Annotated in this window: 23 protein-coding genes and 2 pseudogenes; 11 read left to right on the plus strand and 14 right to left on the minus strand. The window is 39.2% G+C overall.

The window, feature by feature from the left end; genetic code table 11:
* The first annotated feature begins 25 nt into the window (after positions 1-25).
* Positions 26-238, plus strand: a complete 213-nt coding sequence (locus tag EHQ64_RS08300; protein ID WP_167882375.1) for a transcriptional coactivator p15/PC4 family protein — start codon at positions 26-28, stop codon at positions 236-238.
* Here the strand turns inward: EHQ64_RS08300 and EHQ64_RS08305 are convergent.
* Positions 235-1839, minus strand: coding sequence for an anti-sigma factor antagonist (locus tag EHQ64_RS08305; protein WP_135649023.1), 1605 nt, complete (start codon positions 1837-1839; stop codon positions 235-237). The two genes, EHQ64_RS08300 and EHQ64_RS08305, sit on opposite strands and share 4 nt — an antisense overlap.
* Before the next feature lie 73 nt (positions 1840-1912).
* Between EHQ64_RS08305 and EHQ64_RS08310 the strand changes: the two genes are divergently transcribed.
* The 4 genes from EHQ64_RS08310 to recR are packed head-to-tail and all read left to right on the plus strand — an operon-like array spanning position 1913 to position 4825.
* Entirely contained in the window at positions 1913-2371 is a 459-nt protein-coding gene (locus EHQ64_RS08310; RefSeq protein ID WP_135649024.1) for a nucleoside deaminase, read from the plus strand.
* A gap of 60 nt (positions 2372-2431) precedes the next feature.
* Positions 2432-3880 (plus strand): DNA polymerase III subunit gamma/tau, encoded by a 1449-nt coding sequence (dnaX, locus tag EHQ64_RS08315; RefSeq protein WP_135649025.1) that lies wholly within the window; start codon positions 2432-2434, stop codon positions 3878-3880.
* Between the two features lie 11 nt (positions 3881-3891).
* The gene (locus tag EHQ64_RS08320; protein ID WP_135649026.1) at positions 3892-4239 is read left to right on the plus strand and encodes a YbaB/EbfC family nucleoid-associated protein; all 348 of its coding nucleotides are present in this window, start codon (positions 3892-3894) and stop codon (positions 4237-4239) included.
* Entirely contained in the window at positions 4232-4825 is a 594-nt protein-coding gene (recR, locus tag EHQ64_RS08325; RefSeq protein ID WP_135649027.1) for a recombination mediator RecR, read from the plus strand. The genes EHQ64_RS08320 and recR overlap by 8 nt, the downstream gene beginning before the upstream one ends.
* Here the strand turns inward: recR and EHQ64_RS08330 are convergent.
* The 5 genes from EHQ64_RS08330 to EHQ64_RS08350 are packed head-to-tail and all read right to left on the minus strand — an operon-like array spanning position 4822 to position 10684.
* Positions 4822-6390 carry a hypothetical protein gene (locus EHQ64_RS08330; protein WP_135649028.1) on the minus strand — a complete coding sequence of 523 codons (1569 nt, stop codon included), beginning with the start codon at positions 6388-6390 and terminating at the stop codon, positions 4822-4824. The genes recR and EHQ64_RS08330 overlap by 4 nt on opposite strands.
* A gap of 3 nt (positions 6391-6393) precedes the next feature.
* Positions 6394-7251 (minus strand): substrate-binding periplasmic protein, encoded by an 858-nt coding sequence (locus EHQ64_RS08335; protein ID WP_425460403.1) that lies wholly within the window; start codon positions 7249-7251, stop codon positions 6394-6396.
* Positions 7252-7298: 47 nt separating this feature from the next.
* Positions 7299-8579 (minus strand): OmpA family protein, encoded by a 1281-nt coding sequence (locus EHQ64_RS08340; RefSeq protein WP_135649029.1) that lies wholly within the window; start codon positions 8577-8579, stop codon positions 7299-7301.
* A 52-nt stretch (positions 8580-8631) separates the two neighbouring features.
* Positions 8632-9885 carry a serine--tRNA ligase gene (serS, locus tag EHQ64_RS08345; protein ID WP_135649030.1) on the minus strand — a complete coding sequence of 418 codons (1254 nt, stop codon included), beginning with the start codon at positions 9883-9885 and terminating at the stop codon, positions 8632-8634.
* Complete coding sequence (locus EHQ64_RS08350; protein WP_135649031.1) at positions 9878-10684, minus strand: TatD family hydrolase; 807 nt, start codon at positions 10682-10684, stop codon at positions 9878-9880. Before EHQ64_RS08350 ends, serS begins: the two co-directional genes overlap by 8 nt.
* 118 nt (positions 10685-10802) lie before the next feature.
* Between EHQ64_RS08350 and EHQ64_RS08355 the strand changes: the two genes are divergently transcribed.
* From EHQ64_RS08355 to EHQ64_RS08365, 3 genes are read left to right on the plus strand one after another with little or no spacing between them, the layout of a single operon-like run.
* Complete coding sequence (locus EHQ64_RS08355; protein WP_135649032.1) at positions 10803-11786, plus strand: M23 family metallopeptidase; 984 nt, start codon at positions 10803-10805, stop codon at positions 11784-11786.
* A complete protein-coding gene (locus EHQ64_RS08360; RefSeq protein ID WP_135649033.1) occupies positions 11786-12133 on the plus strand; it encodes a bactofilin family protein in 348 nt (115 codons plus the stop codon). The genes EHQ64_RS08355 and EHQ64_RS08360 overlap by 1 nt, the downstream gene beginning before the upstream one ends.
* On the plus strand, positions 12130-12633 hold the full coding sequence (locus tag EHQ64_RS08365; RefSeq protein WP_135649034.1) for a YaaR family protein: 504 nt from the start codon (positions 12130-12132) through the stop codon (positions 12631-12633). Before EHQ64_RS08360 ends, EHQ64_RS08365 begins: the two co-directional genes overlap by 4 nt.
* Here the strand turns inward: EHQ64_RS08365 and EHQ64_RS08370 are convergent.
* The 5 genes from EHQ64_RS08370 to EHQ64_RS08390 are packed head-to-tail and all read right to left on the minus strand — an operon-like array spanning position 12630 to position 16923.
* The gene (locus tag EHQ64_RS08370) at positions 12630-13049 is read right to left on the minus strand and encodes an acyl-CoA thioesterase (RefSeq protein ID WP_135649035.1); all 420 of its coding nucleotides are present in this window, start codon (positions 13047-13049) and stop codon (positions 12630-12632) included. The two genes, EHQ64_RS08365 and EHQ64_RS08370, sit on opposite strands and share 4 nt — an antisense overlap.
* Before the next feature lie 3 nt (positions 13050-13052).
* A complete protein-coding gene (locus EHQ64_RS08375) occupies positions 13053-13934 on the minus strand; it encodes a ParB/RepB/Spo0J family partition protein (RefSeq protein WP_135649036.1) in 882 nt (293 codons plus the stop codon).
* The gene (locus tag EHQ64_RS08380) at positions 13934-14695 is read right to left on the minus strand and encodes a ParA family protein (RefSeq protein ID WP_135649037.1); all 762 of its coding nucleotides are present in this window, start codon (positions 14693-14695) and stop codon (positions 13934-13936) included. The genes EHQ64_RS08375 and EHQ64_RS08380 overlap by 1 nt, the downstream gene beginning before the upstream one ends.
* A complete protein-coding gene (locus tag EHQ64_RS08385; protein ID WP_135649038.1) occupies positions 14670-15461 on the minus strand; it encodes an RsmG family class I SAM-dependent methyltransferase in 792 nt (263 codons plus the stop codon). Before EHQ64_RS08385 ends, EHQ64_RS08380 begins: the two co-directional genes overlap by 26 nt.
* A gap of 1 nt (position 15462) precedes the next feature.
* On the minus strand, positions 15463-16923 hold the full coding sequence (locus EHQ64_RS08390) for a M20/M25/M40 family metallo-hydrolase (RefSeq protein WP_135649039.1): 1461 nt from the start codon (positions 16921-16923) through the stop codon (positions 15463-15465).
* A gap of 311 nt (positions 16924-17234) precedes the next feature.
* On the opposite strand from EHQ64_RS08390, the gene EHQ64_RS08395 reads away from it, so the two are divergent.
* Positions 17235-17978, plus strand: coding sequence for a hypothetical protein (locus EHQ64_RS08395; RefSeq protein WP_135649040.1), 744 nt, complete (start codon positions 17235-17237; stop codon positions 17976-17978).
* A gap of 73 nt (positions 17979-18051) precedes the next feature.
* Here EHQ64_RS08395 and EHQ64_RS08400 read toward each other — a convergent pair whose 3' ends face one another.
* Both EHQ64_RS08400 and mnmG read right to left on the minus strand, forming a co-directional pair.
* Positions 18052-18672, minus strand: a complete 621-nt coding sequence (locus EHQ64_RS08400) for a class I SAM-dependent methyltransferase (protein WP_135649041.1) — start codon at positions 18670-18672, stop codon at positions 18052-18054.
* 244 nt (positions 18673-18916) lie between these two features.
* Positions 18917-20803, minus strand: a complete 1887-nt coding sequence (gene mnmG / locus EHQ64_RS08405; RefSeq protein ID WP_135649042.1) for a tRNA uridine-5-carboxymethylaminomethyl(34) synthesis enzyme MnmG — start codon at positions 20801-20803, stop codon at positions 18917-18919.
* A 112-nt stretch (positions 20804-20915) separates the two neighbouring features.
* Here mnmG and EHQ64_RS08410 point away from each other — a divergent pair, with 112 nt between their 5' ends.
* Positions 20916-21839: a branched-chain amino acid transaminase gene (locus EHQ64_RS08410; protein ID WP_135649043.1), complete on the plus strand. Its 924-nt coding sequence runs from the start codon at positions 20916-20918 to the stop codon at positions 21837-21839.
* Positions 21840-21855: 16 nt separating this feature from the next.
* A pseudogene (locus tag EHQ64_RS08415) lies at positions 21856-22155 on the plus strand (hypothetical protein); the annotation flags it as partial.
* On the opposite strand, the pseudogene EHQ64_RS20315 reads toward EHQ64_RS08415, so the two are convergent.
* Positions 22070-22306, minus strand: a pseudogene (locus EHQ64_RS20315) (hypothetical protein); the annotation flags it as partial. The pseudogenes EHQ64_RS08415 and EHQ64_RS20315 overlap by 86 nt on opposite strands.

The raw sequence follows: 22306 nt of genomic DNA on the forward strand, positions 1-22306 counted from the left end.
TTTTTGGCGTCAGGAAGGGAAATCAATGAGCGTAATTCGTGATATAGATAAAGGCAAAGGAGAGATCATCCGAGTGGAGATCTCCGAATTTAAGGGAAACAAATATCTAAACCTAAGAGTTTGGTACACGGATAGCGAAGGTGAATATAAACCTACTCAGAAAGGGATCGCGATCCCAGTAGGATTATATTCGGAAGTAAAGGACGCTATTCTTGCTGCGGAAAATTTATTGAGTTAAACCGCTTTACTCTCTATCCAAGCCTTCAATAAATTTTGGGCTTCTTCTTCCGTTTCGGAAGATCGGATATGAGATTCTAATCTGGTAATCGAGAAAACTTTTTTGACGGAAGCTCTCAAATTACTTACGATCAATTCTCCGCCTCTTTTTCTGAGCCAACCTGCGATTTGGATCAACATCCCAATCGCAGAAGAATCGATATAAGATGATTTTCCAAGATTAAATACTATGTATCGATAACCTTCTTTCATCTTTTCTTGGATTGCCGTTTTAATCTCAGGACATCTATATAGGTCAATGTCTTCGTTGGTTCTATAAGCGAAGATCTGATCGTGATATTCCACACCATCATCCGGAAAATTTTCCATCGCTCCGTATTGGATCTCCGAAGCAGAAGCAACCAAATGTTTCGCTGCAGTAGGTGAATTTTCCAAGATCCGATTTTTTAAAGAACTTACTCTGAAACCTAATGTTTGTAGGACTTCCGGGGCCAATTCTTCTTTTTCGTTAATCTCTTTGATAAGATCGTTCAATAAGGAAATGGATTCTTCAGTATAACCTTCTTTTAAAAGTGTTCCTGCTTTTCTTAATCCTTTTCCGGTCCTAGCGATGGTAGCTTCCACCACTACGTCCGCATCTTCCTTGCTAGAATCGTCTTTCCAATCTAAAGGAACTTCGATGGACTTTTGTTCGAGTTTCGCGCCGTCAGTTAGTTCATAATAACTTGCAGAAATTTTAATACTTTCCGGAGTTTCTTTTCTGGTGGGCCGCAATTGCACTACGAGGCTTTTTACATCGTCTGCTCTCATGTCCCCGACTTCTAAAACCAGAGTTTTAGTTCTAGCAGTCTCTTCAGGATCAGGTTCCTGGTAAGAAGAAACTTCAGAAACTAGATCCAGATAATCTATACCTTTCGGAAAATCCACTTTCAGTTCTATCGACTGAGCGTATAAGGTCCCAATATCTCCGAATTCCTTGAAGAATATATCTCCAGTCTCTTCCGGAGTTTCTACATAGTAAAAATTTCCACCGCCTGATTCAGCGATCTCTTTTAAAAGTATTTCATTGAAGTCATTTCCGAAACCGATGACCGTAGTACTGATCCCTTTTTTATATGCGTCGGAAGCGATTTGGATTAATTGGACCGGGTCTTTAATTCCAAGAGTAGGATTTCCATCCGTAAGAAGGATCACCCTCTTATACCCGTCTGCTATCGGATGAAGTTCCAATGTCCTAAGAACATGCAACCATCCTCCACTCAAATTTGTAGAAGTTCCTACCTGAATAGAATTCAATCTATGAATTACGGAATTTTTTTCAGCCAATGGAACCAGAGGCTGAATGACTTGAACGTCTTCAGCGTACGCTACAGCGGTTAAAAAATCTCTTCGAGTTAACCAATTCACTAAGGAAGAGGAGGCCTGGATCACAGAATCCATTTTACTTCCTTTCATGGACCAACTTCTGTCGAGAGCGAGTCCCAAAACTAAAGGTTGTCTTTGGGCGGAAACAGGCCCAGTAGGAGAATTTAAGCGTACAAGTAGAGTGTTGGACTTTGCGGAAGAACCGGCCGGTCTCATCAATTTGGCCGAAAGAATCATGCGCTAGAAAAAACCATTTGCATTCGCTAAGAGCAAGAAGAATTTAAAAGAGAAACGGAAATAGAAACCGAAAATGAGCCATGAAATTACGAATGTTATACTTGAGGTTTTTTTAGGTCGGTTTGAGGAAATTAGAACTCGTAATTCCGAAGAGATTCCCAGTTTTACACAAATTTACAAAGACGGAAATCTTATCTGTGAAGCTTTCAACTCTGTGGAATTTTCGGAAGACTCATCCTTACATAGCGAAGTTCTCGCAATTTCCAACGCGAAAAAGATCCGTAAGGAGAGATATCTCAGCGACTGTCTATTGATCACTACTCTAGAGCCATGCCTCATGTGTGGAGGTTCCATTCTTCTTTCCAGGATCCCTAAGGTAGCATATTTAGTTCCTGCAAAAGTTGGAGAAGGTATTTCTTCTTTGCCAATGGAAACGATCTATAGCAGAAATTTTTTTCCAGAACTTGTACTAATCAGGTCTGAAACGACCAAAGATCTCTTCCGTACTTTCTTCAAAGATAAGAGAAATTAAGCGAGCTTTTCGGCTTTTCCTCCTTTCTTGTATCGGGCTATCTGGTAAAATTACAATCCTATGGCCGGAAATCACGAAGTTCTATCCCGCAAATATCGTCCCCAAAGATTCCAAGATGTAATCCATCAAAATTTGGCGATTGGGGCATTACAAAATGCGGTTAAATCCGGAAAGATCGGGCATGCTTATATTTTTTTCGGACCTAGAGGTGTAGGAAAAACTACTATCGCTAGGATTTTCGCAAAAAGACTGAACTGCCAAAATCCGATCGATAACGAGCCCTGCAATCAATGCGATTCTTGCCAAGAGATCACAAAAGGAATTTCCGGAGACGTTCTGGAGATTGATGCAGCGAGTAATCGTGGTATAGAAAATATCAGAGAGCTTAGGGATAACGTCAAGTTCACTCCAATGGGCGGTAAGTATAAAGTGTACATCATCGATGAGGTGCACATGCTTACCGATCAATCCTTCAACGCATTATTAAAAACTTTAGAAGAGCCTCCTGCTCACGTAGTATTCGTTCTCGCGACTACAGAATATCATAAAATACCGGAAACCATTCTTTCTCGTTGCCAAGATTTTATTTTTAAAAAAGTCCCTCTTTCCGTTTTGCAAGATTATGCGGAAAACTTATGCAAAGAAGAAAATACTAAGTACGATTCCGAAGGACTTTTCTGGGTCGCTAAGAAAGGAGACGGTTCCGTAAGAGATATGCTTTCCTTCATGGAACAAGCATTAGTATTTACTGATAATCGTCTTTTAGGGACCGAAATCCGAAAGATGATCGGATATCATGGGATCGATTTCCTATCCGACTTTATTAAGAGCCTGGTAGATTCGGATAATCCTTCCAAGTCTCTGCAGATCATAGAGAACTTATACCAAGAAGGCCAAGACATATTCAAATTTCTTTGGGATTCAATTGAGTTTACTCATACATTATGTTTACTGAAAGACTCAGCGGCAGATTCAGAATCCGTAAATTATCCGAGAGAAGATCTGATTAAAATGAGAAAAGATTTCGAATCAATAGATCTGATCTCATTGAATAAACTTTCTTTCCGACTATTCGAATTATTCGAGAAAGTAAAGACCTTACGTTTACGGAATTCTTTCGAAATTAAGATCTTCATCGAGATCCAAATCAAAAAACTCACTGATGATTTAGCAAAACCGAGTCTCGCCGGGCTTGTAGATAGGATCAATCATCTGATCTTAATGATCCAGGACCAAGACTCGGCCCCTTCTAACAACTTCGAAGCTCCGAAAAAACAATCCGTAGCTCCAGTCAAAGAAGTACAAACTCCTCCACCTCCTAAACCAACTATAGAGTCTAATGAAAAGAAAGAAATTTCCCAGACTCCCCAAGCGACTGGGGGATTCTCTTCATTAGAAGCTATGGCAAAAGATGTTTCTTCAGAAGATGCAGAATGGGAGAAATCTTTCAAAAACGAATTTTTGGGAACGGATGTAGATCCTTCCAAAGTACCTAAGTTGGGACTCTAAGGTATAAGATCATGTTTGAAAATTTAAAGAATGCCTCCGAACTTTTTTCCAGAATGGGAGAAATGCGCGGAAAGATGGAAGAAGTAAAAAAAAGGATCTCTAGTCTAAGAGTAGTCGGAGATGCAGGTGCCGGAATGGTCCAGGTAACTTCTACAGGTGATGGAACGATCGTAGATGTTAAGATCAACCGTGCTTTATTCGATTCGGAAGACAACAAGATGTTGGAAGATCTTATGATCGCAGCAACAAACGATGCTCTTCAAAAAGCGAAACAATCTGCGGAGCACGAGTTAAAATCCATCACCGGTGGATTTGATCTTTCGGAAATTTCTAAATTATTCGGCGGCAACCTTGGCTGAACATTTAATCGAAGGAATGGTAAATGCACTTTCCTCTCTTCCTGGGATCGGAAAAAAAAGTGCCTACCGAATCAGTTTTCATTTATTGCGTCAAGACCCGGCAGTATTCAACGGTTTTATCCAAAGTTTATCCGAAGTCAAAGGTAGGATCCGATTCTGTTCTCGCTGCGGCTCTTACTCCGAAGAAGAAATCTGTGATCTATGCCTCTCAGAAAAAAGAGACAGTCATACAGTATGCGTAGTGGAACAACCTGAAGACGTATTCTTTATAGAGAATACCGGAGAATTCAGAGGAAGATACCATGTGCTAAACGGAGTGATTTCTCCTTTGGAAGGGATCGGGCCTCAAGATCTCAGGATCAGAGAATTATTAAGCCGGATCGAACCGGAAGATCTAAAAGAAGTGTTAGTGGCTACAAATCCAACTTTGGAAGGAGATGCCACCGCCGATTACTTGAACCATCAATTAAAAAATCATAATGTGTCTGTAACAAGGATCGCGTACGGAATCACCGTAGGTGGTTCTATTGAATTGGCTGACCAATACACTCTAGGTAGAGCAATTCGTTCTAGGTTAAAACTCTAAAATCTGTGTTCTGCAGTTACGAATAATTCTCTTAGGATCGTTCCCTGAGTCGTATCTAAATACGCTTTTAAACCGTTACCCGCGATAAAATAACCGGAACGAAGAAGGATCTGCATATCTCTGAATGCACTCCATCTTAAGTTCAAATTATATTCCTGACCGAAATATGCGGATGTATGATAAAAATTCTCTTCATTATAGAAGCGATTATTATCGATCAAAGGTGACTTAGTTCCATACAATCTATAATAACCTAGAGTTAAAACCAAAGGACCTGAAAGAACGATATCCGTAAAAATCCCATACTCGTACAATCCACTCATATCTCTACCGGAGAATAATGCGTAACCTCCTGTGAAGTCATTCGCAATGTTTGAAAGTGAATATCCTGGAAACAAGGTTCGATATCCGTTTCCGTGCAAATTGGATCTGGTCCCATCCTTTTCGTAACCCGGCCTACCTGTGGATCCGGATCCCATCATCGTAAAACTTAAGGATTCATTATAACGATACGAGAGTGACATATCGAAAAATCCACCCTTGATCTTATATAGATCGTATTTACGCTGTACTTCGTCTCCCTCTGCATCTCTATAAGGATTCAGAGATTTAACCGTTCCGTGGTTGTAGATCCCATGAACAGTTAAGGTAAAATCGGAAAAATTGAATTCATTAAAAAGGCCATGCCAGAAGAGCTGATTCGTTTCACTAGTCCGGGATACGAGACCGTAAACACCATTAACATCTTGTATATCTCTGAGATTATCATCTAAATAAAAACTGTACAATTCATGCTTAGCGTTATTGAAGAAGCTAGTCTTGATCTTATAAAAGTAAACGTTAGAACCTTGATAATTTTTATCGGCGAAAGTATTCTTATCTAAGTCAGTTAGATTGTTCTGCTTTGCGACAAACCAACCACCTTCTATAGTAGTATTCCAATCTCTGATATCTTTTGTAAGATTGACTCCTGTTCCAGGAACGAATACGACCCTACCTTGGGCAGAAGTAAAAAGTTGAAGTCCAACTCTTGCTGTAAAACTTCTTTCAGGTAATTTAAAATTCAGATAGAGAAAGTTCGTCTGCATATTCACCGCAGAACTAAAACTTGCCTCTCCACCTTGTCCAGGACCAACATTAGAAGATTGATTTACTCCTCTTCCCCCGAAAATAATATCCCCAATCTGAACACCAACCAATGCTTCGAAATATTTCGAAGTGGAAAAGTTCATATTCAAGGTCATCCTAGTATCGTAGTATGTAGTATCTTCTTTTTGAGGACTGAGAGTACTCGGATAACCTTTCTCCCTAGCGGCCAATTCATTTTGGAATTTGGTAAGAGTATCTTGGTTATACTGATTTAAGAATGTTTGTCGATTATAAGGTGTTACAGGAGTTTGCCTAGAGGTATAAATATCCCTTCCCAAACTAAAACCACGAACCCTGTAATTTCCTTGGAAGTCTATCTTAGTCTTTTCTTCCACCTCTTGCGCGGACAAAGAAATCCCCGTGATAAAGAAAACGTAGATGAAAATTCGGATTTTTTGAAACGAAGATCCAAACACGGATTATTTTACCCAACTGCTTCCTAGAAAATATTTAGAGCGTAAACCTTCTATCACTCCCGTTCTCTTAAGTTCCTTCACGAAGAAATTAAAATTATCAGCAAAGATAAGGTCATTCAAAGGTAAAGCCGCGCTGATATATTCATCCATTACAGGATTGACTAAGGCAACGTAGCTCGCTTTTAAACTAGGTTGTTTCTGAAGAAGAGACAATATATATAAACTATCTGCGACGAAACAAATTACATTTCCTTTTGTTAATGCGTCGATCGCAATGGAATCGGATAAATAACTGTAAATTTGGTTTTTACCGAATTTTCTTAAAAGATAATTATGATTTGTGGTATTGGATCGAACGGAAAAAGAAAGAGCATTTATAACTGCGAGATCATCGATCGATTTAAATGTTCTAGTGGTTACGATACTTCCTTCCGGCTCTGGGGGAAGAGATCTTTTATTTACAAGCCCAGCAGGAGTAGTCAGTAAATATGGATCAGAAAAAGTAACCGATTTACCTCTACTTAGATCGGTGGACATTCCTGCCAAAGCGATATCAATCGTGCCTGCCGCAATTTCATCCGAAAATTGTCGAAAGGTTTTAAGAGGTTTAATCTTTAGGGCGACCCCCAAATAATCTGCGTACAATTTCGCGAGTTCCATATCGAAACCCGGATATCCTTCCTTCGCATCTTGGATATAAAAAGGCTCATATACCCGATTGACTCCTACAACCAATTCCTTTTTGGCAAGGATCAGATCAAGTCTAGAAGACAAGGGTTTGTTCTGCGCGTACAAGTCGGCAGAACTTAATATGATAAAGATCGAAAGGATCGCTGCCTGAAACTGCTTCCGCATTTTCATGATACCTAGGTTATCGGCATCTTCCGGTTGTTAAAGGAGTTTTTAGTCTATTCTAAAATTTGAAATTCGGTCCTGCGGTTCTTGACATCTGTTTCCGGGTTTTTTTCCGGATAAATCGGTTCATTACTTCCTTTACCGTCGGTAGTAAAACGGGAACTTCCGATCCCTTTTTTAACCAAATAATCTCGTACTGAGGAAGCTCGATTGCGGCTAAGTTCCAAATTATCGCCACGATCTCCGTGAAGATCCGTATGACCGGTGATTTTCAAACGGATAGATGGATTTTCTTTTAAAAATTCCACCAGTTTATCCAAGATAGAAAATGATTCTTCCTGAATTTCATAAGACCCGGTTTTAAAATGAATAGATTCCAAGGAGATTTTTTTGTTCTTCTTCAGTTCTTCCCATTCGTTGACAGAAAATTCATAAATGTCGTAATTCCCACCTTCTTTCACTAATCTGCAAAAGTATGCGTTCTTACCATCGGGAGTTTCAGTATAAAAGGCTTCGTCCCCAGCAGTATTAATTACGGGACCTAAATTTATGGCAGAAGAAAAAGTGCCGTCTTCCTTGATCTCTATTTTATAAATATCTAATCCTCCGTAACCGCCAGGGCGGTTGGAAGAGAAATATAAATATTTTCCATCTCTACTCAAAGTTGCCGCGATTTCAGCATGTTCGGTATTGATCGGACTTTCCATACGAATTGCCTTTCCCCAAGAACCATCTTTATATTCTGAAATATAGATATCAGACTCTGCTACTTTTCCGAACGGATATCTTGTGAAGAACAAGTAGCTTCCGGCTAAAAAAGGATTCTCTTCGATCGCAGGAGAATTCACTTCTAAAGGTAATCTAGTTGGCTTATCCCAATTCCCATTCTTATTGGCTGAAAAATACAGATCTCTAGAGACTCCGATCTTTCCGGATCCCATTCTAAATTCTATACTTCCGTCTCTATTTGAGGAAAAGATTAAGGCTTTTTCATCTCCTACAATAAAAGGGCTCTGATCATCATACTGAGAATTCAATTCGGAGATCTCGATGCCGGAACTCCAACCATCCTTTTTCTTAACCGATTTGTATAGATCTGAATAATTAGAATTCTGTCTTTTTGAATAATAGTATAGAGTATTGCCGTCTTCGGAAAGGCTGATCCCGAATTCGTTTAAAGAAGTATTGATATCTCCTTTTAAAGGAGCTACCTTTCCTTGGATGGAAGAATCTTCTGCTGCGGATACATTAAAAAGTGAGAAGAAGAAATATAAAACAAATGAGAGAATTGCTACAGAATTTCTGGAAGTTAGAGTATGGTTTTGAAGGGCCATACTCTAACTATCTGTATTTTGGAAAAAAACCTGATACTTTTTCGTAGAAAAATCAGAGATACTTCTTCAAAACTTCGGGAAACTCTATCGTTCCGTCTTCTTTTTGATAAGTTTCAATCACTGCAGCGAGGGTTCTTCCGATGGCCAAACCGGATCCATTCAGAGTATGGACTAATTGATTTTTTCCATCTTTGGTTTTGTAACGGATCTTACCACGTCTTGCTTGGAAATCTTTGAAATTTGAAACGGAAGAAATTTCCATCCAACGATTTAGGCCAGGCATCCAAACTTCCAAATCATAGGTTTTAGAAGAGGCAGCGGAAATATCTCCGCTACATAAAAGCATCACTCTATAACGAATACCCAGCTTTTTCAGAATATTCTCCGCATGAGAAAGCATCTTCTTATGCTCTTCTTCGGAATCTTCAGGACGAGCAAACTTTACAAGTTCCACTTTTTGGAATTGGTGAACTCGCACTAAACCTCTTGTGTCTTTTCCGTAAGAACCCGCTTCTCTTCTAAAACAAGAAGTATGAGCTGTGATCGAGATCGGTAAAAGATTGTCCTGAATGATCTCATCTCTATACAAATTTGTAAGAGGAACTTCAGCAGTCGGGATCAAATTCAATTCATCCCTTTCTAATCTATAATATTCGTCTTTGAATTTTGGATACTGACCAGTAGTAGTCATAGACTCGTCGTTTACTACGACAGGTACCCAAACTTCAGTGTATCCATGCTCGTTAGTATGTGTCTCGAGCATAAAATTCGCCAGAGCTCTTTCTAATTTAGCACCTTGCCCGAAATAAGTGTAAGCTCTTGCTCCTGCAAGTTTTACTCCTTTTTCGAAATCGAACCAACCTAAAGCCTCTCCCAATTCAAAATGCGGCTTTGGAGTAAATTTATAATCACGAACTTCACCCACTTCATACAGGATCTTATTATCATGTTCGTTTTTACCGACAGGAACGTCTTTATCTAGAATATTCGGTAGTCCCAAATTGATTTCGAGAAGTTTGGTTTCAAAAGATTCCAACTCGTCTTCAATCTTTTTGATCTTATCTCCGATCTCTTTTACTGCTGCGGACGCCGCAGCGATATCTCCACCTGCCTGTTTTACTTTTCCAATCTCTTTACTTGCTTTATTTCTTTCTTCTCTAAAAACATCCGCTTCTTTCTGAAGATTTTTTCTCTTATGAATGATATCTGCAAGTTGGTCTAAGACGGCGAGATCTTTAAAACCTCTAAGTTCTAAGTTCGCTTTTAATTCTTCAGTGTTATCGGTAATATATTTCAGATCAATCATGATGATACGCCTTCCTTTGCGTGAATTTTAAGGAATTATTGAATAAGGTCTTTTCTACTTCGGAGTTCGTTTCTTTTCTTAAGGAGAACATTTTTTCCAAAACAAATTTTGTATAAGAAGGCTCATTTCTTTTTCCTCTGAATGGAGGAGGAGCTAAGAATGGAGCATCCGTTTCTATTAGCATAGATTCTAAAGGAAGTTTCTCTGCTGCTTCCTGAATATCTCTCGCGTTCTTAAAAGCAACGATCCCGGAAAAAGAAATATAGTATCCTAGATCGACAAGCTTCTTCGCAGTAGGATAATCATAAGTAAAACAATGGATCACACCAAAGGCTTTGTCTCTATGCTCTTTTAAAATAGAAATTGTATCTTCTGCAGCATCTCTAGAATGGATCACAACAGGAAGAGAATACTGAGCAGAAGCTTCCAAGAAAGAATGAAGCACATCCGCCTGATACGCTTTAGTCGATGCGTCATGATAATAATCCAAACCGATCTCTCCGATGGCGGATAACCTGCGGTCTGTAATACTTTCTTTGACTAGTGTCAAAATTTCCTCTTTTTTGGGAAATTCATGTGTCTCTGTTGGATGACATCCGATGGAATAAAAGATCTCTATCTCTTCATCTGAAAATTTTTCAGATAAACCTTTCGCTCTAATCGAACTCTCAAGGTCGATCCCGATTTGGACGATCTTTTTTATACCGGATTCTTTTGCTTTTTTTAGTGATTCTGCAATATCCTGGCCTTGCTCTTGTATAATATCTAGATGGCAATGCGTGTCTATGATTGAGTACATGTGAAAACGGCTTTTAAAAGGCAGTTTTCATGATTTGTATTGACTGAAAAGAGAATTTTTTAGAATCCTTACAGCATAACGACGGAACGAGGAAACTCGTTGGTTTGGGACATAAGTGGTGAATCTTAAATCCTATCTTGCATTACTTTATTATCGGCTTAGATACAAATACCAAGATCTAAAGCTGAAACTTGATATTAAGATCGCTAATTGGAATAAAAAAGGAAAAGAGAGACTCACTGTTATGGTGATCCCTCACTCCGAACAGAAAACGATCAACTTTCATATCTCTTACAGAGCGATCACCATTTTCATCGGAACTATTTTAGTTCTCCTTCTTATCAGTTCAGTAAACGTTCTTAGCCATTCAGGCTCCATTCACCAATTAACCGAATTAAATTTATCTAACCAAGACTTCATTCGTCAATCCGCAAAAATGAAAGAAGAGATCAACGGTCTTCATGAGCACGTAGAGTACTATCATAATCATGTGGGCGCTCTTTATGGACGATTGACCGGAGACAATTCCAAAGTAGCAAAAGGAATCGGCGGAGCAGAAAAGCTCGGATTAAATTCAGACAAGAATTTAGCTCCAGGTGCAGAAGTTTTCAGACTGAAAGAAGACGTTCACAATCTTAAAGTAGCGAATGAGCTTACTCAAGAAATCATAAGTATATTAAAAAAACGTAAAAATCTAATCCGTCAAACCCCATCCATTTGGCCGGTAAAAGGTTATGTTCTGTATCCTTATGGAGAATATTTAAATCCTGTAACCGCTCGAAGAGATTTTAATAACGGATTGGATATCGGAGCCTTTGCCGGATCCGAAGTAGTTGCCACCGCACCCGGAACCGTCTATGAGATCGGATATACGCGTAATACCGGATATTTTGTAAAAGTAGCTCATAAGTTCGGTTGGAAAACGATTTACTCCAATCTGGATCGTGTAAAAGTGAAAGCCAACCAACAGATCTCTAAAAACGAAGTTTTAGGTTTCGTTGGAAAATCGGAAAACAGTCCTCAATACAGTCTTCATTATGAAATTCATGTGGGCACTAGAGCGATTGATCCGTTTGCATTCTTGAACCAGATCCAAGACTGATGGCCCATACAGAAGAGCAATTAGCAGTAAATAGTATCATTGGCGAAGGAGCCGAGTTCAGTGGAGAGTTCAAACTTTCCGGGCTACTTCGTATCGATGGGATTTTCAGAGGAACCATAAAAACCGACGGAAAAGTCCTAATCGGAAAGACCGGAATCGTCGATACGGATATTAAGGCCCGTATTGTCGTTGCCGGTGGTGAAATTAATGGGAATATTTTCGCATCGGAACGAGTGACTCTACTCGCAAGTTGCCGCATGAAAGGTGATATCATCACTCCTAAAGTGGTAATGGAAGAGGGAGTACAATTCGAGGGAAATTGTAAGATTAACCCGACCACTCATTGAAGATCCAATCACAAAAAGACCCTCGCACAGAATCACGTAGAAAAAGAGACTTTGGACTTTCCTTAAGTTCTTCCTTATACCAGCCAGTTCCTAGTTCAGTTTCAGATGATCGAATTCCCGATTCTAAGAATGAGTTTTTCGAATTAGTAGAACATCTACTTCCTTATAACCAAGAAAGAACAAGAGATCTAAATTCCCTTCTTAGAGATCTCCCTGACGCAGAGAGAAATTTTCTAAAATCGCCTACATATGCTAACCTCGAAGTATACAAGAGGATCGTTCAAGGTATCCTAAAAGAAGTGATGGATAGAAATACAAGTTTGGAAACTTTAAGGACTAGAGCAAGAGGTGGGTCTGAAAAAGTATACCAAGTGGTTCAGATCGTGGACGATAAGATCCAAACTCTCGCAGACTTCATTATCCATCCTGAGAATTCCACTTTTGATCTGATGAAAAGAATGGAAGATATCCGCGGACTACTCGTGGATCTAATGAATTAAGAATTCGTTCCTAGATTCTTAAATATCTCTGGAAGTTTTGCAGGCTTCCTAGATCCCATCTGTAAAAAAGCCCAAGTCAATTCTCCAATACAAACTAAAGTATCATCCTCCAACTTACGCACTTGAATATCCCAGCGGATACTTGCAGGTTTGACTTCTCCTGCTTTTATATGAATTTTCAATTCTTCATCAAATCTGGCAGGAGATTTATACTCGATCAAAGAACGAGTAACTACGAAGTCTAAACCGTTCTTTTCTAGTTCTTCTTTATAATCGTACTTTAAGAACCGCATGTATTCATTCAAAGCGGTATCGAAATAAGTTAGATAATGCGCGTTAAAAACGACTGCTTGAGCATCTATCTCGGAATAACGTACTCTAAGAGTATGATAAAACTCCGATTCAGATGAATTCATCGATTAGAGGCCTAAAGCGTCTAAAACTTTTTGTAAAGCATCCAAGCTAGGATAATTAATGCTTAGCTTTCCCTTTCCGGAAGAAGAGTTGTGGGCGATGTCCACTTTCATAGAATATTTTTTGCGGAACTTATTCTCTAATTCTACGATATCCACTTCTTTACGTTTGGATTTTTTCTTCTCACGAACTGGAGCTTCTTCCGTAAGATTGGATACGATATCTTCAACCTGACGAACGGTTAAACCTTTCTCAGCAATTTGGTAAGCAAGTTGTTCCGTCTTTTTACGATCCGCAATCGAAAGAAGAGGACGAGCATGTCCTTCTGAAATTCTTCCGTTTTTAACTAGATCCATTACCGAATCAGGCAATTGTAAAAGACGAATTAGATTAGAAACAGTTGCTCTATTCTTTCCTACTCTAGAAGCGATATCCGTAATTTTTAAACCTGACTTTTCAGAAAGAGTTTTGTAAGCTAATGCTTCTTCAATCGGGTTTAGATTTTCTCTTTGAATATTTTCGATAAGCGCCATTTCCAAAGTTTGTTGGACATTCGCTTTTTTAACTACGACTGGGATTTTTATAAAACCAGCAATCTTGCAAGCACGGTATCTTCTTTCGCCGGAGATGATTTCATAACCTGAACCTGTATCTTTTACTACGATCGGTTGGATCACACCATGAGCTTTGATCGTCTCGGCAAGTTCCTTTAAAGATTCTTCATTAAAAGTTCTTCTTGGTTGGTCCGGGTTTGGACGGATATCAGAGAGTTTAATCTCTTTCAGAGAACCTTCTCCGCCTGCTTCTTTAAAAGATTTTTCTTCGGATACAGGGATTAAATTACCAAGTCCCCTTCCCAATGCTTTAGGTTTCGCACTAGCACTCATTAATTTTTACCGGCAACTTCTAATGCTAGACTTCTATAACTTTGAGCTCCAATCCCTTCCGGATCATAGGAAAGAATGGATTTACCGAAAGAAGGAGCTTCCGAAAGTTTAATATTTCTAGGAATAACAGTAGTATATACTTTCTCTTTAAAATATGCTTTAACATCTTCTGCGACTTGCTGAGCAAGATTGGTTCTCTTATCGAACATTGTCAGAAGTACACCTTCCAACTCAAGAGAAGGATTCAATTTTTCCTGAACAAGAGAAATGATCTTCATAAGCTGAGTCAGCCCTTCCAACGCGAAATATTCAGTTTGAAGAGTGATCATCACACTATCCGCAGCAGATAAAGCATTGATTGTAAGAACTCCGAGAGAAGGAGGACAATCGATCAGAATATAATCATACTCGGTTCTTAGATGCCCGATCGCGTCTTTTAAACGAAACTCACGATTTTCTTCACCCAATAGATCCGCTTCTGCACCGGACAAATTGATATTGGAAGGGATGATATGAAGATTTTCGATATCGGTCCTTTTGATACATTCTGCAGCGGAAGACTCTCCGATCAAAAGTTCATAAGAAGTATTCGGTAGAGTATTGATCTCGAATCCTAAACCGGATCCTGAGTTTCCTTGGGGATCAAAATCCACGATCAAAACTTTTTTGCCGATCGCAGCAAGGTTTGCCGCAAGATTAATGGAGGTTGTAGTTTTTCCTACACCGCCCTTTTGATTACTGATGGATACGATCTTTCCCATAGAATTCTTTGCTCTCCTTTTCGAGAAGCTTCCAAGCTCTAGGGATACCTTGCCTTGCCGAACCGACCTTTTTCAAGACTTTAATATGTCGCATGCCTAAAAATTCAAGTTCGGATAATAATATGGTCTTTTCTACTTCAAAGCCTGAGTTTGTTAAGATGCTCTTTTCAATCTTTGCATCAAACTCGTCTTTCCCAATGAATGGGACATAATAACCCTCTTTTAAAATGCATCTGCATAAGACTTCTGCACTCCATGGGTAGGGCACAAACCCCCTAGAAACACCCAAATTCCAGTCTGTTTTCCAGTCCTCCGCCCTTGCAAAAAGGAAATCTACACCTTGAATTCCATTTTCTTTCACGAAGTTTTCAGTATGAGCTAACTTTCTTCTTTGTGAATCTAGAAGTATAAGTTTAGGTCTTTCTTTCTCAATTAAACAACGAAAGAAGAAGCCAGGAATACCGGGACCCGTTCCTGCATCTCCCACCTTCATCTTGTTAAACGATCCGATTACTGAATGGATCTTATAAATATGAAAGATAGATTCTAAAACATGTCTATCTAAGATCTCGTTAGTGTCTCTTTTAGAGAAGAAGCCACCTTCTAGGTTCTTCTCTTTTAAAAAGGAGAGGAATAATGAAACAAGTTCCCAATCGAATAGAGGAAGGATCCGATCAGTATCATTCGGAAATCTGAACTTTACTGAGGCTTGGATTCCTTCCGGGTCATGTGAAAATTCTTGGGAACTCGTTTCTGTTTCTGTCATTCTACTTTGCGACTTGGTAATTATATTCCACGATAGATTTGAATAAAATTTCAATACCCATCTTGAGTTGTGGAACACTCATGCTCTCGTTCTTACCATGAATCCCATCTATCTCTTCGGAGGAAAGTAATGCAGGAATGAGACCGTAACATTTTAATCCGATCTGTCTGAGATAGGAACTGTCAGTTGTTCCAGGAGATAAGAATGGAGTGGCGATGGATCCAGGCTCAACCGCTGTTACCGTTCCAGCAAGTACTCTGAACAATAATCCATCCATAGGAGAAATACTTCCGGACTCCAAGTGGCGAGCAGTTACTTCTACTCCGTATTTTTCACCGAGCGCTTTTACTTCTTCAAAGATCTTTTTCTCGTCTTGGCCTGGAAGAATTCGAATGTCTATTGTTCCAATCGCTTCCGAAGTGATCACGTTCATTCCAACTGGATGAGTATCTATACCCGTAAGACTCACAGTGTTACGTGTCATCGCTCTTAAGTGTCTGTTAGAGTTGATCACACCTTTCAAAATTAAAAAGAGAACTGGGTTTCTAGATCTTTTTAGCACGAATGAATCTGGAAAATTACTGATGCCTCCAAGAGAATAAAAGAAAGCAGCAGTCTCATCTTTGATCATTGTTTTGTTTCCGATGTTCTGAACATCTTGTAGGAATTCCAACATCGACTTGGCTGCATAAGATACTGGAGGAGTACTTCCATGTCCAGGGATTGACTTAGCTTTTAAGTCCAACCAAACCGCACCTTTTTCCGCGAGCTGTATATTAAAAACTTTAGAACCTTTGATCGCGATATCTTTGGAACCGGTACCACCTTCATTCCAAACATATTCATAACCTTTAAAGATCTCTTTATGTTTATCTACTAAGAATCTCGCTCCATGTTCTGAGCGACTCTCTTCATCAGCGATCGCCAAGAACATAAGATTTCTTTCTAGAGGGATCTTCTTCTCATGGATCAATATGAACGCATGTAACTGCATGATGCCTAGACCTTTAACATCCACAGCGCCTCGTCCATGAATACGATCTCCTTTTCTTACACCTGAGAAGGGAGGCTCATCCCAATCCTTTGCATCTGCTTCAACCACATCGATATGGCTTGTAAGAATTAAACCTTCTTTGGTAGAATCTTTCCCTTTCAATTCCGCAACTAAGGAAGCTCTATCAGGTTTACCAGGATATTCGATGATGCGAGATGGAATTCCTCGTTTATCTAAAATAGATTTTAAAAACTGGGCCCCCTCTCTTTCTCTTCCTCTGATCGTCGCAATTCGAATATAGGCTTGAAGATCTTTCGCAGCTTCTTCGCTCAAAGAAGAGTAATCTAGTTCCGGAATTTTTGCTTCCGGCTGGATTGGATTGATCCCTTTTTCAGTGAATGCGATCGTATAAATTAGAAAAATCGCGATAAGAGCAAGGACCGTGATTCCGATTTTTTTGAGGGACATATTTCCTCTCCACATATTCTTTCTTTACTCGCTCCTAATGTTTTTGGTTTAGAAGCCCGTAAAAAATTAATCGGGTATTTTACTTCGGCAAGGAGTTTTCCTTTTATTCCATTTGCCGGATGTTATAATTTCCTTAAGGCTTCCGAATGAAATAATATGAGGTTCCAAGAATCTTACAGATACTTTAAGAAGAAAAGGCCGAGTTATCTCGCCTTAATTTCAAACTCATATAGGAGAAACCCGTTCAAAATTCGTAAAAAGAGTCTTAACATTTTACACAAATAGTCGATGTCTAGAACGAGGTAATCTCCATGTTGAAAAGAGTTCTATTCTTCTCATTCATTCTACTTTATATAACCCCTGCTTACTCATTCACTCCAGGGAAATGGTCTCATACTGATAGGATTGTACTGGGTCTAGAGAAAGGTGGGCCAACCCAAGAGTTAGTAAAAGACTCCAAAGGTAATGTGATCTATACTGCGAAGTACGAATATGATCCTTCCGGAAAGTTGATCAGAGAAAACTATATCGGCAAGGATGGAAAACCTGACGGCTTCACAAAGTTCATCTATACTGACGGAAAAATTTCTAAAGAGGAACTTTATAATAAGGACGGAGTGAACCTGGAAGCGAAGGTCTTCGGGTATAATAAGTCCGGTGTACTTTCCTCCATTGAACTGTTAGATCAAAACGGAAAGAACATACTAACATGCACTATTCTCTCTTGGGGAGAAAATGGTTTAATAAGAGAAGCTCAAACCGAATGGGCCGACACAAAAATCACTGAAAGATTTGCTATAGTAAAAGATCCGAATAAGCCGGGACTCTTCCAACAAAACATTTACAATGAAGATAAACAGCAGGCTGCATCTACTGTTCTGACTTTCGATTCGAACGGAAAACTCTTAAGCCGTATGAATGTTCAAGGAACGATCGAAAGAATGAATCGATTGATCTGGGATAAGGACAATCGTTTGCAACAATTCACCTTCTTGGTCAAACAAGGAGATAAATGGGCGGTTGAAAAAACACACGAGCTTGTTTACGGAAAATAAACCCCGCGTTTCACGTGAAACAAAAGGAAGGGAGGACTTAGTTCCTCCCTTTTTTATATCTTTCTGCAGTAGCCTATACTTTGCTTTTTTGAAATACGAGTCTTGACCAGGTTACTTCTTTCTTATTCTTCATTAAGCTAGGTTGATTTTCTAACAGTAACAAGTTCAAAAGACCAAACTTAGAAGCAAGTTCCACAGTTCTATTGCTGTCAGTCGAAAAGACTTGGGTCCCTACTCCCGCCGGCCCGTTTCGGAGTGAAAGTGCAAAGATGCCATTCGGTTTTAGAAGTTCTGAAATTCTTCCTATCGAGATTGATTGCTCTTTTCCATTTAGATGATGCCAAACTCCAGAAGCTAGAATGAAATCAAATCGGTTATCATACTCTTTAAGTTCTGAAAGTTCGGGTAAAGAATCATCTATCCAAATAATTTTATCCAAAGAATATAAACTAGAACCTTTCGATCTGAATTCTTTTAGAGGTTCGACTGCGATAACTGTGTAACCCATTTTAAAAAGGTGAGAAGCATCTCTACCAATCCCGGCACCTAGATCCAACACTATCGATTTACTTTTTGGAAAGAAGCTTAAGAAGTCTTTATGCAAATCAAAAAAATTAATGCTGAGCGTTGCAGTTACAAACTCTTCTACACACTTTTCATATCCTTCCGTACCTTTAATCTGATTCGGATCCATAAGAGCTAATTAAAATGAAATGTCGGAAAGTAACAATGAATTTCAGGTTAGAGAAGACCTGATGTTTCACGTGAAACGCGCACCATATACCTCCTATTTCTTTATACAAAACAGCAACGTGTATGTTGGAGTTCCTACAAACGAATTTTCCCGGTTCAAAGTAGAATCAAACAACAGACTCCAATAAAAAACCCCGGAGAAATTCCGGGGCTTCTTCTTAGCTAAAGTTGTAAAAGAAAGTCTCTCAAACCGGACTTGGTTTTCTCCCTTTAATATAGAAGAGCAACATATCTATATCACTAGGATCTACACCTGAAATTTGAGCAGCCTTCTCCAAATTCAAAGGACGATGTTTGGTAAGTTTTTGGATCGCCTCTTTTTTAATTCCAGGGACCAGAGAGTAATCAATAGTCTCAGGTATCGGAGTCGTAAGATACTTATTCTTCCAATCAATGGTGTCTTGTTCTCTTTTAATATACCCTTCGTATTTGATCTCCATCTCGATGACCTTTCTATCTTGAACAGTTAACGATTCGGCCTCGGGAAGAAGGAACTTTATATCTTCTAAACTTATCTCAGGTCTTTTCAAAAAAGAGTCTAGCTTAGCTCCATATTTTAAATTTTGGATCCCTTTTCTTTCTAATAAAGATTCAAACTCAGGTACTGGTTTCAAAGGAGTAGATTGTATTTTCTCTTTCACTTCGGAGATCTTCTTATATCGATTCGTCATCTCGGAGAATGTTTCTTCCGAAACAAGACCCATCTTATATCCGTACTTCATAAGTCTTTGATCCGCATTGTCTTGTCTCAAAAGAAGTCTATGTTCCGCACGAGAAGTAAACATTCTATACGGATCTTCTACTCCTTTGTGAACTAGATCATCTACAAGAACTCCGATATAAGATTCTCCTCTCGAGAAAAGTATAGGCTCTTCTCCTTTTAATGAAGAAAGTACACTATAAGCAGCGACCAAACCTTGAGCAGCTGCTTCTTCATAGCCGGTTGTTCCATTGATCTGTCCTGCATGATATAGACCTTTGATCTTCTTTGTTTCCAAAGTCGGTTTTAATTCTGTAGGATCCACATAGTCATACTCGATTGCATAACCAGGTCTTAAGATCTCTGCTTCTTCTAAACCAACAATGGATCGAACAAGTTTCCATTGTACTTCTTCAGGAAGACTAGTAGATACTCCGTTTAAGTAGATCTCTTGTGTATCGTATCCTTCCGGTTCCAAAAATACTTGGTGCCTTTCTCTATCTGCAAACCGAACAACCTTATCTTCGATAGAAGGACAATATCTAGGCCCGGTCGATTTGATCTGACCCGAATACATAGGAGATAGATGAATATTTTCACCGATTAACTTATGAGTTTTATCATTCGTGTAAGTGATATAGCAAGGGATCTGTCTACGAGTGATCTTACTTGTAGAAAAAGAAAAAGGAGAAGGATCCGGATCACCTTCTTGAAGACTCATCACGGAAAGATTCACTGAATTCTTATGGATCCTAGGCGGAGTTCCAGTCTTCAATCTTCCTAATTTTAAATTATATTTAGCGAGTGAATGAGAGAGACCTTTTACAGTAGGTTCTCCGAATCTTCCGTTTTCTTTCTGATAAGTTCCAATATGAACAATAGATGATAAGAATGTTCCTGTAGTTAAGATCAAATGGTTCGTAAAAATCTCAAACCCTCTTCCTGTCCGAACTCCTACAACTCGATCATCTTCGATCAATAGATCTTCTACAGTGTCTTGTCTGATAGATAAGTTCTGAATGGACTCAAGTGTATGTTTTACTTTCAGTTGGTATTCTTTCTTTTCTGCTTGAGCCCTAGGCGCCCACACACTAGGACCTTTGGAAGTATTCAACATCTTGAATTGAATACCAGTTGCATCGATTACCTTTCCCATCAATCCACCAAGAGCATCTACTTCTCGGACCATATGACCTTTCGCAATTCCTCCGATCGCAGGATTGCAAGACATCTGTCCGATAGTATCTAAGTTCATTGTGATTAATAAAGTTTTCGCACCACCTAAAGATGCGACATAGGCAGCTTCGGAACCTGCATGTCCCGCGCCGACCACCACACAATCAAAACGATTGGGAAAAAAAGAAGAGCTCATTCCATCCTGTCGACTCTTACATTAGGCAATTCTTTCTATCGATCATTAGTCGACAGTAGAGCCTATGCTTAGAATCATGTAATCAATAGTATCACTTTCAGGTTCCCTGTACATGCCCGAATCCATCAAGAAACTCTCTTACTTCGAAGGAAAAATAGTCCCCGAGTCCGAAGCAAATATAAACATCAAAACTCATGCGTTACAATATGGGACCACGGTCTTCGGAGGAATCCGAGGATATTATGACTCTAGTTCAGACAATTTATATGTCTTTAGAATCTTAGATCATTATAGAAGACTCGTGAATTCAACTCGCATCATGCAGTTGCAATGTAACAAAACTCCGGAAGAACTCCGGGACATAACCTTAGATCTTCTTAAACAATCCGGCTATAGAAGAAACGTATATCTTAGACCTTTCATATACACTTCCGCTCTACAACTTTCTCCTAGATTTCATGATGTTCCTACGGAACTCGCGATCTATGTTCTTGAGTTGGATGATTATCTAGATACAAAACGTGGATTAACCACAATGGTTTCTAGTTGGAGAAGATTCGACGACACAGTCATCCCTACCTTATCCAAAGTTTCCGGCGGATATGTAAACTCAGCTCTTGCAAAATCGGAAGCAGTTCAAAACGGTTATGATGAAGCGATCTTTCTAGACGGTCGCGGATTTGTGAGTGAAGGGTCCGCAGAAAATATCTTCTTAGTAAGAGATGGAAAGATCATAACTCCTTCTATCGCTTCTTCGTTACTAGAAGGGATCACTAGACGTTCAGTTTTACAAATTGCGAAAGACCTAGGATACGAAGTGATCGAAAGAGATATCACTCGAAGCGAACTTTATATTTCAGACGAGATCTTCTTCTCCGGAACAGGAGTGCAGATCGCATGGGTAAGTGAAGTGGATAAAAGAAAGATCGGCACCGGAGAGATGGGACCGATTACCAAAAAATTACAATCCACATTCTTTGACCTAGTAGTAGGAAAGAATCAAAACTACAAACACTGGTTGACTCCCGTTTATTAAGATCGAATAAAAGAGTATGTCTTCCGCTTTCGGCATAGAAGAAATACAAGGGCAAGAAAGAGCTCTTGTATTTCTAAAAAAGTACAGCTCTCAACCAGAACTACTTCCACCTTTATTGATCTTCCATGGACCGGAAGGTACAGGAAAAGAATCCGCTGTAGAAAGATTTATAAGACATGTGCTTTGTATTGAAGGAACTTCCTGCGGACATTGTGTATCTTGCAGAGCCTTCATGCATCATTCCCATCCTGATATCGTTTGGTTCCCACTAGAGAAAAATAAACAAATCCCAATCGGAAAAGAAGATAATCCGGAATAGTAATGAATCTTATCTTAGAAAGATGAGGCCTATAATATAGTCTTGTTCTGATCAACCATCGAATACTGAACTCTTCCGGATTATCTTCTTTTCCGATTGGGATTTGTTTATTTTTCTCTAGTGGGAACCAAACGATATCAGGATGGGA

The organism is Leptospira sarikeiensis, assembly GCF_004769615.1.
Classification (GTDB): Bacteria; Spirochaetota; Leptospiria; order Leptospirales; family Leptospiraceae; genus Leptospira_B; species Leptospira_B sarikeiensis.